Origin of the sequence: Thermodesulfobacterium commune DSM 2178, from assembly GCF_000734015.1 — a bacterium.
GTDB classification, from domain to species: Bacteria; Desulfobacterota; Thermodesulfobacteria; order Thermodesulfobacteriales; family Thermodesulfobacteriaceae; genus Thermodesulfobacterium; species Thermodesulfobacterium commune.
The window spans coordinates 1,329,619-1,347,242 of the sequence record NZ_CP008796.1 but is presented as its reverse complement, the minus strand read 5'-3'; the positions used below and the strand labels follow the sequence as shown (position 1 = coordinate 1,347,242).

Here is a 17,624-nt window from a genome sequence, read left to right as displayed (position 1 = left end):
AAGATATGTCAGAAGTAATCACTGTTTCTTTAGAAGAAGAGCTCAAGGAATCTTATTTAGACTATGCGATGAGTGTTATCGTGGGGAGAGCTCTTCCTGATGTAAGGGATGGTTTAAAGCCTGTTCAAAGAAGAATCCTTTATGCTATGTATGAAACAGGAAACGACTGGAATAAGCCTTACAAAAAAAGTGCAAGAATTGTGGGAGAGGTTATCGGTAAATATCATCCTCACGGAGATATGCCTGTTTATGAGTCTATAGTAAGAATGGCTCAAGATTTTACCATGAGATATCCTCTTATAGATGGACAAGGAAACTTTGGTTCTGTCGACGGGGATGCTCCTGCCGCGATGAGATATACTGAAGTAAGGCTTGCTAAGATCGCCCATGAACTTTTAGCAGACATAGAAAAAGAAACGGTAGAGTTTGTCCCTAACTATGATAACACCTTGAAAGAACCTGTAGTTTTACCTTCCAAAATTCCTAATCTTTTGATAAACGGCTCATCAGGAATAGCGGTTGGAATGGCAACTAGCATCCCACCTCATAACCTTTCCGAAGTAATCAACGGGCTAATTTTCCTTTTGAGAAATCCTGAGGCATCAGTAGAAGATTTGATGCAATATATAAAAGGGCCAGACTTTCCTACCGGAGCCTATATCGTAGGCACTGAAGGCATAAAACAGGCCTATACTACAGGTAGAGGAAGTATAAAACTTAAGGCTAAGCATAAGATAGAACGAGAAAAAGATAAAGTTAGGATAGTCTTTGACGAAATTCCCTATCAGGTTAGCAAAGCTAAGGTGGTAGAAAAGATAGCTCAATTGGCTAAAGATAAGAAAATCGAAGGTATCGCAGAAGTACGAGATGAGTCTGACAGAGAGGGTATAAGGATTGTGGTTGAACTTAAGAAAGAATGGGCGAACGCCCCTTATACTATCTTAAAAAAGATTTACGAGATGACTCCTCTTCAGACTTCTTTTGGTGTTATCATGTTGGCTTTGGTTAACGGAAAACCTGAGGTCCTTAATCTTAAGGATATTTTGCAAAATTTCTTAAACTGGAGAAAGACTGTTATTATAAGAAGGACGCAATATGAGCTTAGGAAATCTAAGGAAAGACTTCATATTTTAGAAGGTTTTTTAAAGGCACTTTCTCATATAGACGAAATTATAGAACTTATCAAGAAATCTCAAACTCCTAAGGAAGCGAAAGAAGCCCTTATAAAGAGGTTTGATTTTAGCGAGATACAAGCTCAGGAGATTTTAAACCTTAGACTTCAAAGGTTAACAGCCTTAGAAAGAGAAAAGATACTCCTCGAGTATGAAGAAATTAAAAGGGCTATAAGTTATTATGAGAAGATTTTAACCCATGAGCCCACTCTTCTTGCGGTAGTAGAAGAAGAATTGAAAGAAATAAAAGAAAAATATGGAGATGAAAGAAGAACTCAGATCATTTTTGAAGATGACTCGGATGAGGTAATTCAGGAAGAGAAGTTACCTTCGGAAGAAGTTTTGTTTTTGATAAGTGAAGAAGGGTACGTGAGAAAGCTTCCTTTAGAACTTTTCAGCCCGCAAAAAAGAGGGGGGAAAGGTAGTTTAGCCTTTACCTCTGAAGAAAGGTTAAAAGTTGCCATCCAGACAGAGGCTACAGCGGTTTTGTGGATTTTTACAGAAGACGGGAAGGTATACCCACTTGACCTTAGAGAGCTTTCCTTTTCTGGAAAAACAGTTAAGGGAACTTATATCAAGAATTTGCTCCCTAACCTGGAAAGTCCTGTGTCCTTTGTGCTTCCTCCTGCTGAAGAAGGGTTTTTAGTCTTGGCTACAGCCAAAGGTATCGTTAAAAAACTTGAGATAGAAGAATTAAAAAACCTAAGGAAAAACGGGCTTATAGTGATAAGTCTAAAAAAAGGAGATAGACTTTGTAAAGGTGTGATTACCAACGGTAACGATCGTCTGCTTTTTTTGACCAAGAAAGGGATGAGCCTTCATTTTGAGGAAGAGGAACTTGGTGTCACCAAAAGGCAGGCTGAAGGGGTGGTAGGTATTAGGTTAGACGCCAACGATGAAGTTTTAGGATTAATAAAGACTTCTTCCCAAGGATATCTTTTTACGATCACAGAAAAAGGTTTTGGTAAAAAAACCCCCTTTTCTGATTTTAGGTTACAAGGAAGAGGAGGAAAGGGTATCATAGCTCATGGATTAAACGAAAAAACAGGATATTTAGCAGATGGGGTAGCTACTTTTGAAAAAGAAGACTTTGTGGTTTTTTCAAGTTCTGGTAAAGCAATAAGGATTTCCTCTCAAGATGTGCCTCAACAAGGGAGGGCTACTAAAGGAGTAAGGATTATAACGTTGTTGCCTGGAGAAATAGTGATGGGAATAACTCCGATAAGGATAGAAGAAAAAACTTAAGAAATTTAAACTGAATAAATACTGTTGGATTGATATTATTATGGTTTATGATATTTTTATAAAGTCGAAAAATTGTTTTAGGAGGACTATATAATGTCTAAGACTGTAAAGGTGGCTATCGCTGGGGTAGGAAACTGTGCAAGTTCTTTAGTCCAAGGGGTTTTTTATTATAAAGAGGTAGACCTTTCAAAGATTCATGGCATCATGTTTCCTAAGATAGGAGATTATAAACCTTCAGACATAGAATTTGTGGCTGCCTGGGATGTAGACGCAAGAAAGGTAGGAAAAGATTTGTCTGAGGCTATTTTTAGTCCCCCTAACTGTACTACCATTTTTTACAGAGACGTTCCCAAGCTTAACGTGAAAGTAAGGAAAGGTAAGGTTTTAGACGGAGTTGCTAACCATATGTTTAATTTTCCTGTAGATAAAAGTTTCCAAATTTCTCCAGAAAAAGAAGACAGTTTGGAAGACATGGTGGCTGTTCTTAAGGAAACCCAGGCAGATGTGTTGATAAATTATGTGCCAGTAGGGTCTGAACAGGCAGCCAGGTTTTATGCCGAGGTTTGTTTAAAGGCAGGGGTTGCTTTTGTAAACGCCATGCCCACCTTTATAGTTTCAGACCCAGAATGGGGAGCTAGGTTTGAAAAAGAAGGTATCCCTGCGGTGGGGGACGACATAAAATCTCAACTTGGTGCAACCATTTTACATAGAACTTTGGTGCAGCTTTTTATAGACAGAGGTATACCTTTAAAAAGGACTTATCAGTTAAACTTTGGTGGAAATACCGATTTTTTAAACATGTTAGAAAGAGGCCGTTTAAAAACCAAAAAGATTTCTAAGACAGAGGCTGTAACCAGCCTTCTGCCTTACGACATAGGATGGGAAAATGTGCATATAGGTCCTTCAGACTGGGTTCCCTGGTTAAAGGACAAAAAAATTGCCTATATTAGGCTTGAGGGAGAACATTTTGGAGGGGTTCCTCTTTCTGTAGAGGTTAAGTTAGAGGTAGAAGATTCTCCAAACTCTGCAGGATCTGCCTTAGATGCGATAAGATGTGCTAAGCTTGCCAAAGATAGAGGTATAGGAGGTCCTTTACTTTCCATCTCTGCTTATACGATGAAACATCCTCCTAAACAATTCCCTGACCATATAGCCAGACAGATGGTTTTAGAATTTATCGAAGGGAAAAGAGAACGATAAAGGAGGCTTAAGATGGAACTTTCTAACAGACTAAAAAAAGTTCCTCCCTATCTTTTTGTGGAGATAGACCGTTTGAAATCAGAAAAGCTTAAAGAAGGGGCAGATGTTATAGACCTTGGCATAGGAGACCCTGACTTACCTACTCCGGCTGAAATCGTAGAGGTAGCCAAAAGAGCTTTGGAAAAACCAGAGAATCATAAATATCCCTCAAACGCAGGAGCATTTTTTTACCGTAAAGCCTGTGCAGATTACATGAAAAGACGTTTTGGGCTTGATTTTGACCCTGAAACCGAAGTAACCACCCTTATCGGGTCTAAAGAAGGTATAGCCCATTTCCCGATAGCCTTTGTAAATCCAGGTGATATAGTCCTCTGCCCAGATCCGGGGTATCCGGTTTATCACTTAGGGGCTATTTTTACCGACGGAGAACCTTTTTATCTTCCTCTTACCTGGGAAAACGATTTCTTACCAGACTTTACCAAAGTTCCAACACAGATCTTAGAAAGAACTAAAATTTTATGGTTAAACTACCCTAACAATCCTACCGGTGCCACGGCTTCTAAGGAGTTTTTCAAAGAGGTTATAGCCCTTGCTAAAAAATACAATTTTATCGTGGCTCATGACGCCGCTTATATAGAAATGTATTACGAAGAGCCTCCTATAAGCATTTTTGAAGTTGAAGGGGCTAAAGAGATAGCTATAGAATTCCACAGTTTATCTAAGACCTTTTGTATGACAGGTTGGAGGATAGGTTTTGCGGTAGGTAATGCCACCTTGGTTTCTGCTTTAGCTAAGGTAAAAAGTAACATAGATTCAGGAGCCTTTACAGCCATCCAGGAAGCAGGGGCTTATGCATTAAACAATCTTGAAAAAATAACTCCTTCTTTGATAAAAGTATTTAAGGAAAGAAGAGACTTTTTATGTGCAGAACTTGAACGCCTGGGATATCAGTTAAAAAAGCCTTCTGCTACCTTTTATCTTTGGGTAAAAGTTCCGGAAGGGATGGATTCAAGAGAGTTTTGTAAAAAAGTTTTACAGGATTTAGCAATAGTGGTAACCCCTGGTGTAGGTTTTGGTTCTGCTGGAGAAGGATATTTTAGAATAGCCCTTACAGTAGACATTCAAAGGTTAAAGGAGGCGGTAGGGCGGTTAGCTACCCTCAAGTTTTAAAAAAGGCGGTTCTTAGTTTGGGGTCAAATTTAGGTAACCGACGAGAAAATCTAAAACAAGCGATATTTTGTTTACAACAGATAGGGATAAAAATAAAGGCTATTTCAAATATTTACGAAACCTCACCATGGGGGTTCACAACCCCCTTTTCTTTTTACAACCTGATAGCTTTAGTAGAAACCTCTTTATCCCCCTTTGCCCTTCTTTTTGAGATCAAAAAGATCGAGGCCACTTTGGGGAAGATCCCCAAGGTCACCAAAAGAGATTACCAGGATCGTTTTATCGACATAGACCTTATCTTTTATGAAGACCTAAACTTAGAGACAAACGTTTTAACCCTTCCTCATCCTTTAGCACACTTAAGAGATTTTGTTATGGTACCAGTGGTTGAACTTGTTCCAGATTGGGTTCATCCTGTGTTAAGAAAATCTTTAAAAGATATTTTTGAAGAAAAAAGAAATCTTTTTGTAAAAAACGTAAAAAAGATAGGTGTGCTGCAATGAAACTCTTTTTGATATTAGTGTTAGCTTTATTAGTCTATTATCTTTATTTTAAAAAACGGAAAAAGACTGTAAGTTTAAAGGATAAAAAAAAGGTAGCAGACTTGGTTTTTGACGAAACCTGCCAAACCTACGTAAAAAAAGAAGAAGCCTTAAAGATAGAAGTTCAAGGCAAAACCTACTATTTTTGTTCTAAAGCCTGTGCAGAAAAGTTTTTAGCTAAGACCAAGAACCTTTCTTAAGCCTGAACCATCACCTCTTTTAGCCTGTCTATCTCATCAAGGGCTTTACCTGCCCCTAAGGCTACACAATGAAGAGGATTTTCTGCTATGGTGACATTAAGCCCGGTTTCTTTTTGAATAAGTTTGTCTAAGTTTTTAAGCAATGCACCCCCTCCACTTAAAACAATCCCTCTGTCTACCATGTCAGCCGCTAATTCAGGAGGAGTCTCCTCTAGCACCTGTTTTATCACTTGGATTATCATGTCTACAGGTTCTTTGATAGCTTCTTGTATTTCCTTAGAGGTAATAATAATGGTTTTAGGTATTCCTGTAACCAGATCCCTTCCCTTTATTTCCATCGTAGCATAAGGTTCTTCAGGTAAAACATCTCCTACGTTGATTTTGATCTGCTCTGCTGTAGCTTCTCCTATCAAAAGGTTGTATCTCTTTTTGATATAACTTGCAATGGCCTCATCTATTTTATCCCCTGCAACTTTAAGGGAATGGCTGACCACTATTCCTCCAAGGGAGATAACGGCTACCTCGGTTGTTCCTCCTCCGATGTCTACTATCATGTTGGCCACAGGTTCAGTCACCGGAAGTCCTGCCCCTATGGCTGCTGCCATGGGCTCTTCTATCAGATACACCTCTCTTGCCCCGGCGGTTTCTGCGCTTTCTTTTACCGCCCTTCTTTCAACCTGGGTAGTCCCAGAAGGTACACTTATGATAATCCTTGGTTTTACAAAATATCCCCTATTGTGCACTTTCTGAATAAAGTATCTGATCATTGCTTCTGTTACCTCAAAATCAGCAATAACCCCTTCCCTCAATGGTCTTATAGCCTTAATACTTCCTGGTGTTTTCCCTACCATCTTTTTTGCTTCTTCTCCTACAGCTATCACCTTTTTAAACCTTCCATCCTCTTTAACCGCTACTACAGAGGGTTCACTAAGAATGATCCCTCTACCTTTTAGGTAGATAAGGGTATTCGCAGTTCCTAAATCTATAGCCATATCTTTCGAAAACCAGCTAAAAATTTTTGCTAACATCTTTTTAACCTCTTAAAATTTAGTTTGTATAAATTTTAAAACTTTTTTTTAATTTTAAAAGTTTGTGGTAAGTTTTAAAAATAACCTTAAATAGGAAAAGTGAAAATGGCTGACTATCCTTATCAAATACTTATAAACATTAAAAAGCCTTCTCGGTACTTAGGAGAAGAACCTTTTTTCAAGAAAAAAGCCTGGGAAAAGACAGACCTAAAGATTTGCTTTTGCTATCCAGACCTCTATGAAATAGGTCGTTCCCATTTAGGAATTAACATTTTAGCTTATCTGGTCAACCAGAAAGAACAATATTTAGCAGATTTAGGTTTTGCTGTAGCCCCTGACTTAGAAAATGCCTTAAAGACTAAAGGCTATCCTTTATTAAGTTGGAACTACCGAAAGCCTCTCAGAGATTTTGACGTCATAGGAATAAGCTATGCTTATGAGCTTTCAGCTACCGGAATCTTACAGATATTAGACCTTGCTGGAATTCCTTTAAGGGCTCACCACAGAGAAAGAGATGCTCCCCTAGTTTTAGGGGGAGGTCCAAGTTGTGGGAATCCAGAGCCTGTAGCAGAGTTTTTTGATGCTTTTATCATAGGAGACGCAGAAGAGGCTATTTTTGAGGTGTTTGAGGTTTATAAAAACTGGAAAAATAGTGGAAAACCTCGTACCACCCTCTGGGAAGAATTAACCAAAATAGAGGGAGTTTATGTTCCTCTGATAAGAAACCAGGTGAAAAGAAGGATTTTAAAGGATTTAAACTTAGAAACCTTAAGTTGGGAGTTTGGTATCCCTGTAATCGAGCTTTCTCACGACCGAATCCCGATGGAAATTTCAAGAGGTTGTACCAGGGGATGTCGTTTTTGCGAGGCAAGTTTTTACTATCGCCCTGTAAGAGAAAAAGACCCGTTTTATGTGATAAACCAGATAAAGAAAAATTTTCTAACTACCGGGATTACAGAAGCCTCTTTAATGAGCCTTTCTGCTGGAGATTATACTGCACTTAAAACGTTGGTAAAAAAACTAAAAGAAGAGTTTTATCTAAACACACCTTGTAGAAAGTATTCATTTTCTCTTCCTTCTTTAAGGGTAGGTAGTATCGATGACGAACTGTTAGAGTTTATAAAACTTGGAAGAAAAACCGGCCTTACTTTTGCCCCAGAAGCAGGAACAGAAAGGCTGAGAAAGGTTATAAATAAAGATATAGATATTGCTCAGCTTATAGAAGACATAAGACTTGCCAAAAAACATGGGTGGACCAAGGTAAAACTTTATTTTATGATCGGCCTTCCTACAGAAAAAGAAGAAGATTTAGAAGGCATCTATCAGCTTTTTCGAACCCTTAGAAAAGAAGTCCCCCAAGTTAGTATAACTGTCTCAGTTTCAACGTTTATTCCTAAACCCCATACTCCATTTCAATGGGAAAGACAGATTTCCTTAGAAGAAACCTATGAGAAAATTAAATTTTTAAAAAGAAGGTTAGGGAAGAACCTTCGGTACCATCACCCTGAGCAAAGTTTTCTCGAGGGAGTGATTGCCAGAGGAGATAGAACCATAGGTTTGGTGATAGAAAGAGCCTATCAGAAAGGGGCAAGGTTTGATAGCTGGAAAGACTTTTTTAACTTAAGTCTTTGGATTGAGGCTGCTAAAGAGGTTGGGGTTGACCTAAACACCTACCTAAGAGAAAGGTCTTTAGAAGAAAATCTTCCTTGGGAACATATAGACCTGAGAGTTTCTAAGGAGTTTTTAATAAAAGAAAGAGCTAAGGCTTACCAAGGTGAAATTACTAAAGATTGTAGGTTTGATCGATGCAGTAAATGCGGGGTTTGCAATGAAGAGATTAAAAACTTATTGAGCAAAAAAGAGCTCGAAGAAGTAAAGTTAGATATACAGAATAAACCTTTATTTCCTTTTAAAGGGGTTAAAGAATATTGGTATGAGATTTATTATACCAAAAAAGATAAAGCGGTTTTTCTTTCCCAGCTTGAGGTGATAAGACTCTTTGTGTTAGTCTTAAACAAACTTGGATTCCCCTTGGTTTATACTTCAGGGTTTCACCCTCATCCCAAAATAGTCGTGGATGATGCCCTCCCTATCGGTGTTTTTTCAGAGAGGGAAACCATAGGGTTGGCTATGTATGAGTCAGGCCTTTCTACAAAATTGCAAGGATTAGAGTTTTACCCAGGTCTCCGTATCGTTAAAGTAGTAGAAAGACAAGAAAAACCAAGTTTAAAAAGAGAGAAAAAAGTCTACAAAATCGAACCTTTAACAGAAAAAGAACTCTGGTTAAATAGGTTTGCTACTCTTAACTTTCCAGAAGGCACAGAGATGGAAATAAAAAAACAAGAAGTTTGGGTTAGAGTTTATATCCCTAACTTTTCTTTGTTAAAATTTTTAAAACAAACTTTCGAACTTGACAACCCACTTTCGTTGTTTAAAATTGTTAAATATTAATAATAAAAATAAAAATTAAGTACTTATACGATGCAAGATACGTTGCCTTGTCAAAAGAACAAGATCCTTTTAGTAGATGATGATAGGATTATATTAAAGGCTGTCTCCAAGCTTATTTCTCAAAGGCTTTCTTTACCGGTAATTACTGCAGAAAACCTATCAGAGACCCAAAAATGCTTGAAAAAGGAAAGGCAAAACATCGGGCTTGCGGTGTGTGATTATCATCTTCCAGATGCAGAAAAAGGTGAGGCTATCGATTTTTTGCTGTCTCATAACGTCCCTACGATAGTTTTAACCGCTTCATATGACGAAAACTTAAGAGAATCTATTTTGGATAAAGGGGTAGTAGACTATTTAGTAAAAGGAACCCCAAATATTGTCGAGAATCTAATTCTTAGTATAAAAAGGACCCTTAAAAATTCTCAGACTAAAGTTTTAGTGGTAGAAGATATGCCTGTTGATAGAAAGATTATTGCAAACATTTTAAAAAATATGCTTTTTCAGGTTGTAGAAGCCTCAAGCCTTAGGGAAGCTCAAAAAATACTTAAGGAAGACCCTCAAATTAAACTACTGATACTTGATTATTATTTTCCAGAAGAAGATACCTTGGAGTTTCTTTACGAGATTAGGAGGGGTTATTCTAAAAGTGCGTTAGGGATTATAGTCGTTTCAGGCATAGTAAAAACCAAAATGATACCTGTTTTACTAAAGGCAGGGGCCAATGATTTTTTGAGAAAACCTTTTAGTCAAGAAGAATTTATGGTAAGAGTGCACAACACCTTGGACCTCATAGAGTTAATACAAGAACTTGAGTTTTTAGCCTATCATGACCCACTTACAGGGCTTTATAACAGACGATATTTTATGGAAGAAGCCCCTAAATTTCTAAGTATAGCCAAAAGAAGAAATTTGAACCTGGCTTGTTTGGTGATAGATATAGATAATTTTAAACAAATCAACGATACTTACGGTCATGAAGTAGGAGATTTAGTATTAAAAGATTTGGCTGAAAAACTAAAAGAAACCTTTAAAAGAGAAGAAGACATAGTAGCCAGGTTTGGCGGGGAAGAATTCGTAGTCTTGATCCTTTATTCAGACAAAAGAGCATTTATAGAATTTATAGAGTATTTTAGGAGAAAAGTTACCTCAACTCCTTTAAATCTACAGGGTCAAAATATCAGTTATACTATCTCTATGTTCATTCCAGGAAAAAAGTTGAGGAAATTCCAGGAATTTGGTTGAGGAAATTCCAGGAAAAAAGTTGAGGATTTCCGTGTTTTGGTGTGCTTTGGCGTGGGATAATGTGCTAAAAAATTAGGCAGAGGGATGAGGTGGGAAAGGGCGGGACAGGGTAATTGTATAACAAGGTTGTGGAGAGAAAGGGCTTATTACATAGTTTTGCAAAATGTGAGGGCAAAGAAGGATAAGATGGGAAAGAGTGGGACATAGCATAAAAAGTAAGAATATTAGATTTGGCGTAGGGCTTGTAGATAGAGAGAAACTTTGTTACAAAAAGAGATATGTCAAAAGGAATATCAATTGGGAAGGGGGATGTCTGGGAGGGCTTATGAATTCTAAGTTTGTAGATGTCAAAAAATTCTAAAAAATTGACATGTTTTTTGGGGCAATTTTGAAGGGTTTGGGCATGGAAATTGCTAGAAAGGTAGGTCGTCGAGGTCATCTTTAAAGAGTAAGCGTGGGTCTTGAGTGGCAAAATCATCGCTGGAATAGCTAAGAGGTAGGTCTGAAGAGGTAGATTGGGTTGAAATAGGGCTTTCTTGGTAAGAGAAAGTATGATCTTTAGGAGCTGGTTTGGATAAAAATTTGATTGTTTCGGCAAAGATTTCAGGGATGACACGAGTAAAGCCGGATCTATCGAGGACCTTTCGGTAGCGGAGTGAGCCTTCCACATAGATTTGTGAACCTGTTTCTAAATATTCTCCGCAGATTTCGGCAAGCCTTCCAAAGGCAACCACCCTATGCCATTCCGTGAGAGTTTCTTTGGTTCCTTCACGGTTTATAACCTCGTTCGTGGCAATGCGCATTGTGGCTACAGGCTTTCCGTCAAGAGTGAAGCGGAGCTCGGGGTCTGCTCCAAGCCTCCCAATGAGGATAACTTTGTTAATCATGGTTCATCTCATTTTGTTATGAAGGAGAGAGGGAGAGGGCAAAAAGGATGCTAAGTAGTTTAAGAAACATTCGTGGGCTCCTTGAAGTTGATTTCAAGGCTGAGGAGTTCGTCAAGAGATTGGGCGTTCTTGATGGCTTGCTTCATCTGCTCATTCCAAGCTCGGATTGCTTCTCGCTGCTGGAGTTGGATTGAGTATTTTTGCTTGAGGGCTTCTACTTCTGCGGTGTCGTTTTGTATCTGAGCTTCTGCTATCTTCGTTATAATGTAATCTGTCTGTTCAAGCATGCTTGCTACATAGTTTTTTAACTCTGTAAGTTTCCTCTGCTTCTCTTCTTGCAACTTTTCTGCTTCTGTTTTCAGTCTAATTTGCCCATTAACAAGCACTACATCATCAGGACTTTCTACTTCAAGTTCTACGGCTTCAACACATTCTGGCACTGCTTCAGGTAGTAAGGCACAGCAAAGTATCTTCAAATCTGGATGAATATAAGCCCATACTTTCATTATGCTAACCTCCTAACTAAGATGTAGCCTGAAGATGATTGAGGAAACGTAATTGTTCCGAGAGAAGTCCACGGCGTTGTTGTATCTCGCCAGTCAGTTGAGAAAACGGTTATTCTCGGATAATAGTAAGAATACCCCCATGTATCATAAAATCCTTTAACATTCTTATATTGTGTATAGTTTGTTATATAAAAAATGGAGGTTGAAAAAGCTATACCACACCGAAAAGCGTTATAAGTCATATAGTCTGAATATAATGCATCTGATTGTCTGTATATCTGAGCATATACAAAAGCATTACTATAAGTTGTATTGTTGGGATTTAAAAATATATTACTATCCACTGCACCCGAAGTCCCACCCGTATTACTACTAACCAAATGCACCTCATAATAAGTCCTACTCTGCGTCGCAATCCTCAACGGAACACTTGTAGCGTCCGTAAAATTTATTATTGCTTCTTCCCCAACTTGCAACATATAATCACTCGTCGCATTCGTCAAATCAACTCTTCTAAATGTATACACATTACTCTTCACATAAGTCGCACTCAAATCCAAAATCCCCTCTACATTCAGAGGCACTATCACATTCGGAGCGGGGGTTTGGCTTGCGTGGAAGCCGTCGACGGTGTCGGCGAAGGACGCTTTTACATTTTTCCAGTTTGAGCCGTCGAAGTATTGCAGGAAATCGTTTGCATCGACCCAGAGCTTCCCTGTGTAGGTCAAGCTTGGGGCTGTGGATCCAGCTTCGGGTTTGACTGTAGAAATCTGGGTGCTTAGTGTTGATGCAGTGTCGTTTAGTTGCTGAGAAAGGTTGTCTATCTGAGAGGTTATTTGTGAGTTAACCTGAGAGCTTAGGTTGCTTAGCGTCTCCGCAAGCTCGTCTATATCTCGTTTTGTCGCAAGGACAACCGTATCGGAGATTACAGCGGTGACATTTTGGGCGTTGGCAATGACGGTATAGATGTCGACTACATTTTCAACTTTGGTGACGCCGTCAGCAGGAATAAAGTCTGCCCTATCTCCTGCATAGGCTACCGCATAAAGGATTTCGCCAAGATCGGGGTCTTGAGCGTAAATACCGATTTCTCGCATGAAGAAGCCCTGAGAAAGTCCTCTATTGGTTAGAACGAACCTTAGCCTGACTGTTCCGTCCCCTACAACGGTAATGCTTTGTATAGGAAGATTTAGCTTGGGAGAAACGAGGTCGTTTAGTTGCGTTGGGTCTGTGTTTGAAGGCCAAAGTCCATCACCAAGTTTTATTTGAGTAAATCTTAGTTGGGCTCCGGTTTGGGCTTTGGCTAAAAGGTTTCTTCCTTTTGTGGTTAGTATCGTGCCTCTAAAGTCTGCCATTCCTTACCTCCTAATTAGCTGGATATATAGCCATGTAGCTTGCAATCCTCTGGGCGGAGCCAGCGTAAATGGTATAAGGCTCAACGGATGTCTGGGGCTCGTATAAGCCTATCTGGTAAGATGTTCCAACTCTCTGGGTAAGACCGGCGTAAAGGGTATAAGGCTCAACAGATGTGTCTGTATGCAAACCGATTTGATAATGCTTTCCGTTTTTCTGGGCAAAGGCATAGTAGAGGGTTTGGCTGTATTCACGATGGAAGCCGATTACGTCAAGCCAGCTGCGGACATTTTTGTATTCGTTGATTAGTTCGATTAGCCTCAAATATGTGTCTTCGTCTTGTATGATGTTTTTAACGAGCACTTTAAACTTGTATGGGTCGCCGTTGTAGTCGAACCATTCGGAGAGCTCAGCCTCTAAGTTTAGGGCTTGAAATACCTTCTTAACTGCGTAGGGTGTTCCTTTGTATCTGTGGAGCTCGATGGCATGCTTGATTAAGTTGCGTTTTTCCTGAACGGTTTGGGCTTGGTCAAAGCCTTCAATGTGGAATTGCCAGCCTAAGGTATCTAAAACTTCTTCAGGGAGTTCATCTATCCTGCTATAGATTAAAACCTTTATAGTCTCTTCAAGAAGTTTTGCAAAATAAGGGTCTGCAGATTCGACTAAATGCGCTAAAAGTTTTATAGAAGGTTGTATTAGCTCTTTTATCATACATTTTTAATGTATGCAATGAGATTTAATAAAAACAAGCAATATTTTCTTAATATGCTCTTCTTGTTTTATCCCAATTAATTTGCTCAAGTACTCTTTCTATAGCACGTTTCAAATCTATTGCTATAGCTTCTTTTTCCTTTTCAGAAATTGAACCATGCTGAAACGTGATGTTTTGCGTAACATGAATGCTTATAGGACTTGCACTGGCTCCAAGTATTGCAGGAGCAGGCAATCTCAAAGTTGGTGAAAATAAAGGCTGAGTAATAGCTCTGACTGGCTCAAGAACCTGTTTCACGGGCTGAATTAAAGGCTGAGTAATAGCTCTGACTGGCTCAAGAACCTGTTTCACGGGCTGAATTAAAGGCTGAGTAATAGCTCTGACTGGCTCAACAGCTTTTGTCATAGCATATATAAGTGGAGCTGGAGTTATTGCCTCAGCAAGGGTTTCAATGAGTTTGATTTTATGAAGGTCTGCAAGAGGACCTTCTTTGGCAGGGCTAAAGGGCAAAAGGTTTCTTATTTTTTGGACGATGTTTTTCATGGCTTCAACAGGCTTCATGGCAAGAACTTCTATACCCTTCCAGAGGCTCTCCACAATTTTTTTGCCGGCAGTAAAGAGGTCCAATCCAAATACATATTGAACGAGTTTATTTAGGGCTTTAAAAAGAATACCAAGAGGATGGATATACATAAAGACTTCAAGGACTTTTTGCCAAGATGATTTAAGAAAGTTCCAGACAGTAAGTAGAGCATTAGATACTTTTTCCCATGTAGATTTAAGCCAGTTCCAGATGGTAGATAGAGCTTTTGAAACCTTATCCCAATGCCTCCAAAGTAGATAAACCACGCCGATTAAAGCAATAATACCAAGAGCAAACCAGCCAATAGGAGATGTAAAGAACCCAATGCTTAAAGCTCTAACTGCAAGAATAACTGACTTAAGCCCCGAAATTAAACCAGTAAATGCCATTCTTGCCATCTGAGCTGATAAAATAGTTAAAGCTTTGATTTTTGCCCAAATTGCAGGTAAAGCATGTAATAAATGATTTCTGAAAAAACCTGTTGCTATACCCGCTCCTCGCATCAATGGACCTAATGTTCCTAATATCCATATAAATGTCTTGAGTGGGAACATGATTGCAGCAATAGCTCCTGCAGTTGCCATTATGCCTACAGTGAAAAGGGCAAAACCTCCAATTGACCAGCCTATAATGCTTGCAAGAGTTTTATGCTTTTCAAGAAATTGTCCTATGTTATCAGCAAGATCGTTTAGAAAATCAGCAATCTTCTTTAATGTTGGAGCGAGAGTTGAGCCAACAATAGCAAAGACATTTTGCAATGTCCCTGTGAAAGCTTCCCACACGTTACGAAGAGAATTCGTTATTACACCTATACGCTGTTGTAAATCAGCTTGTTTTCGTATTGCATCAGACATTTTGTTATAGCTCTCTGCGCCTTCAAGAATAATTGTCATTAACATATGTAAGTCTTCACCTTCCTCTCCGGCTAATTTGCTAGCAATTTCATAAAGCTGCTTTTGTGAGATTATACCTTTTTCATACGCTTCTTTAATCTTATTGAATTCAGCAATAAGTTGAGCTGGTCCTTTTAGTTTGCCTGTTTTTTCATCTATCAACTCTAATTTGATACCAAATTGAGCAAGATTTGAAGTAAATTCATGTAATTTTTTAGGATGTAACATTTGTGTAAAAATCCTACTTAAATTTGTTCCTACTGTTTCTCCTGACATACCCAATTGAATAAATCTTGCAATAATAGGAGAAAGCTCTTTTGCAAACTCAAGCCCTTGCCAGCCTAAAAGTTTTAAAGTTCCAGATAATTTTGAAAAGGCATAAGCCATCTCACCTGGTTTTACACCAAGATGACCCAGTCTTTGAATAAGATCAATAAATTGTATAAGATCCTTACCTACTATTCCTAATGCTTGTCTATATTTAGCGACATGTTCTCCAGCCACTTCATAAGGGATATTTAATACAGCTCCAAGATAGGCAGCTGCTCTAAGACCACCACTTGCCAAAATATCTTCTTCAACACCAAGCTGTCTCATAACGGCAGCAAGACGATAGAAATCTGCAGTAGTTCCAGGTAATTCTGCACCAAGTTTTTTTGCCTCTTCATCTATTTTGGTAAAAACTTCTGGGACAACGCCCCCTGATTCCATAAAAGTTGATTTAAGCCTCAATGATGCATCTTCAAGCTCCATAAAGGAACCAAGAATAGTTTTTGAAGCACCAACCCATGCAGTTGTAGAAACTAAACCTTCTATAGAGAGAGCCTTCTTTTCAAATCCTTCTATTTTTTCTTTAAACTGTGCAAACTTTGAAGCAGTTTTTTCTACTGTCTCTTGTAAAGCTTGTGTTGCTTTCTGAATCTCCCGAATAGGACGGGTTGCTTGATCTATGGTTTTAAAAAGTATAGCAAGCTGAAATATCTTTTCCATTATTGTTCAATTTTTTCGTAAAATTTTCCTAGGGAGTAGAATATAAATTGTGTCTTTTAATAAAATATTTTAGAGGCATAATAAAAATTTTTAATATTTTTTAAATTAATGATAACATAAAACCTAAAAGACTAAACTAACCAGGAGGTCTGTAAAATGAAAAACTTAGACTTAGATTTAGAAAAAGTTTTAAGTGAAATCTCAAAAATTGAATCAAAAGAGGGTATCAAAATGGCTGCTGCACTCCTCTTAAACGCTCTCATGAAAAAAGAAAGAGAAATATTCCTTAGAGATAGTATTGATAATAAAGCTAATGGTTACTATGAAAGACAACTTGCCTGTTTCTTAGGTAACCTTGGTATCTCTGTCCCAAGAGATAGAAAATCTGAATTCAGACCTGCTATTCTTCCTCCTGAATGGCAAAAAGCTGATGAATCTTTCCAGGACTTTATCCTTAACCTCGTTCTCCAAAGCTACTCCCCCAATAAAATCAAAGCCCTCTTGCAATCTATGAAACTTCCCTACTCTCCAGAACAAATAGAAGAAATTAAAGAAGAATTGTATAACCAAGCCAAAGAATTAAAAACCAAAGAATTGCCAGAAAATTTGTTTGCTATGTTTATAGACGCTTATCATACTCAGATAAAAGATACCGAAGCCAACAGAATCAGAAAAGCAGTTATTTATAATATCATCGGAATAGATATGGAGGGAAGAAAAAATTTACTTTCTTATTACATTTATTTTGGTTCAGAGACGAAGGAGGACTGGCTCCAGATACTTAATGATTTGATAAAGAGGGGAGTTAAGAGGGTTATGGTAATAGTGAGTGATGATTTTCCTGGCCTTGCTCAAGCCATAAAAGCCCTTTTTCCTGAGACAGATCATCAGCTTTGTTTTGTACACATGCAAAGGAACATCAACAGGAACATGTCTAAGCAGGATGCTAAAAAATTTTATGAGGAGTTAAGCATTATAAAGAGGATAGAGGAGTATGAGAGGGCCTTAATTAGATTTGAGGAATTATGTAAGAGTTATGAGAAGAAGTATCCAGCTTATATAAAGGGACTTTTGAAAAAGAAGGAGCATTATTTTGTTTATAAGAAATATCCTGAGGGGGTGAGGAGGTATATATACACGACGAATGTGGTTGAGAATATAAATAGCAGGATAGAGCTGATAAGGGTAAATACAGGGGGATATTTTCAATCAATCAAGACAGCAGAGGTTGCGATATACATAACAGTAAGTCGGATTCAGAAAACGAGATGGCAAAAACCACTTCCTTTAATTAAGTCTGCTTTATACGAATTGAGGCAAATGTTTGTAAAGAGATTTTATAAGGAGACACAATTCTCTTGACAAGTGTCTTTTCCTAATTCTTTAGCCCAAAATAAAATCTCACCAATACTCATTTCTTTCAGGTCATGATAACTAAAGCCATGATATA

The 17,624-nt window shown here is 38.3% G+C and carries 14 protein-coding genes; 8 read left to right on the top strand and 6 right to left on the bottom strand.

The features are described from left to right. Positions 1-5: 5 nt before the first annotated feature. From gyrA to HL41_RS06875, 5 genes are all read left to right on the top strand, one after another. On the top strand, positions 6-2,417 hold the full coding sequence (gene gyrA, locus HL41_RS06895) for a DNA gyrase subunit A (RefSeq protein WP_038062163.1): 2,412 nt from the start codon (positions 6-8) through the stop codon (positions 2,415-2,417). 93 nt (positions 2,418-2,510) lie between these two features. Then, entirely contained in the window at positions 2,511-3,617 is a 1,107-nt protein-coding gene (locus HL41_RS06890; RefSeq protein ID WP_038062166.1) for an inositol-3-phosphate synthase, read from the top strand. A gap of 12 nt (positions 3,618-3,629) precedes the next feature. Next, a complete protein-coding gene (locus tag HL41_RS06885) occupies positions 3,630-4,787 on the top strand; it encodes an LL-diaminopimelate aminotransferase (RefSeq protein WP_038062169.1) in 1,158 nt (385 codons plus the stop codon). A 17-nt stretch (positions 4,788-4,804) separates the two neighbouring features. Continuing rightward, entirely contained in the window at positions 4,805-5,290 is a 486-nt protein-coding gene (gene folK / locus HL41_RS06880; RefSeq protein ID WP_051754569.1) for a 2-amino-4-hydroxy-6-hydroxymethyldihydropteridine diphosphokinase, read from the top strand. Then, positions 5,287-5,529, top strand: coding sequence for a YHS domain-containing protein (locus tag HL41_RS06875; protein ID WP_038062172.1), 243 nt, complete (start codon positions 5,287-5,289; stop codon positions 5,527-5,529). The genes folK and HL41_RS06875 overlap by 4 nt, the downstream gene beginning before the upstream one ends. Here the strand turns inward: HL41_RS06875 and HL41_RS06870 are convergent. Then, positions 5,526-6,557 carry a rod shape-determining protein gene (locus HL41_RS06870; protein ID WP_038062175.1) on the bottom strand — a complete coding sequence of 344 codons (1,032 nt, stop codon included), beginning with the start codon at positions 6,555-6,557 and terminating at the stop codon, positions 5,526-5,528. The two genes, HL41_RS06875 and HL41_RS06870, sit on opposite strands and share 4 nt — an antisense overlap. 105 nt (positions 6,558-6,662) lie before the next feature. On the opposite strand from HL41_RS06870, the gene HL41_RS06865 reads away from it, so the two are divergent. Together HL41_RS06865 and HL41_RS06860 are read left to right on the top strand one after the other, a co-directional pair. After that, positions 6,663-9,008, top strand: coding sequence for a DUF2344 domain-containing protein (locus HL41_RS06865; protein WP_051754568.1), 2,346 nt, complete (start codon positions 6,663-6,665; stop codon positions 9,006-9,008). A 30-nt stretch (positions 9,009-9,038) separates the two neighbouring features. Beyond that, positions 9,039-10,250, top strand: a complete 1,212-nt coding sequence (locus tag HL41_RS06860) for a GGDEF domain-containing response regulator (RefSeq protein ID WP_081856500.1) — start codon at positions 9,039-9,041, stop codon at positions 10,248-10,250. Positions 10,251-10,663: 413 nt separating this feature from the next. On the opposite strand, the gene HL41_RS06855 is transcribed toward HL41_RS06860, so the two are convergent. Genes HL41_RS06855 through HL41_RS06835 form a run of 5 tightly spaced genes read right to left on the bottom strand, consistent with a single transcriptional unit; the run spans position 10,664 to position 16,174 of the window. Further along, complete coding sequence (locus HL41_RS06855; protein WP_081856499.1) at positions 10,664-11,137, bottom strand: single-stranded DNA-binding protein; 474 nt, start codon at positions 11,135-11,137, stop codon at positions 10,664-10,666. 59 nt (positions 11,138-11,196) lie between these two features. Then, positions 11,197-11,643, bottom strand: a complete 447-nt coding sequence (locus tag HL41_RS06850) for a hypothetical protein (protein ID WP_038062177.1) — start codon at positions 11,641-11,643, stop codon at positions 11,197-11,199. After that, entirely contained in the window at positions 11,643-12,998 is a 1,356-nt protein-coding gene (locus HL41_RS09145) for a phage tail-collar fiber domain-containing protein (RefSeq protein WP_051754566.1), read from the bottom strand. Before HL41_RS09145 ends, HL41_RS06850 begins: the two co-directional genes overlap by 1 nt. 10 nt (positions 12,999-13,008) lie before the next feature. After that, positions 13,009-13,707, bottom strand: coding sequence for a phage tail protein I (locus tag HL41_RS09140; RefSeq protein WP_051754565.1), 699 nt, complete (start codon positions 13,705-13,707; stop codon positions 13,009-13,011). Between the two features lie 49 nt (positions 13,708-13,756). Next, a complete protein-coding gene (locus HL41_RS06835) occupies positions 13,757-16,174 on the bottom strand; it encodes a phage tail tape measure protein (protein ID WP_038062180.1) in 2,418 nt (805 codons plus the stop codon). A gap of 156 nt (positions 16,175-16,330) precedes the next feature. Here HL41_RS06835 and HL41_RS06830 point away from each other — a divergent pair, with 156 nt between their 5' ends. Beyond that, positions 16,331-17,536, top strand: coding sequence for an IS256 family transposase (locus tag HL41_RS06830; RefSeq protein WP_038549552.1), 1,206 nt, complete (start codon positions 16,331-16,333; stop codon positions 17,534-17,536). The last annotated feature ends 88 nt before the right edge of the window (positions 17,537-17,624 follow it).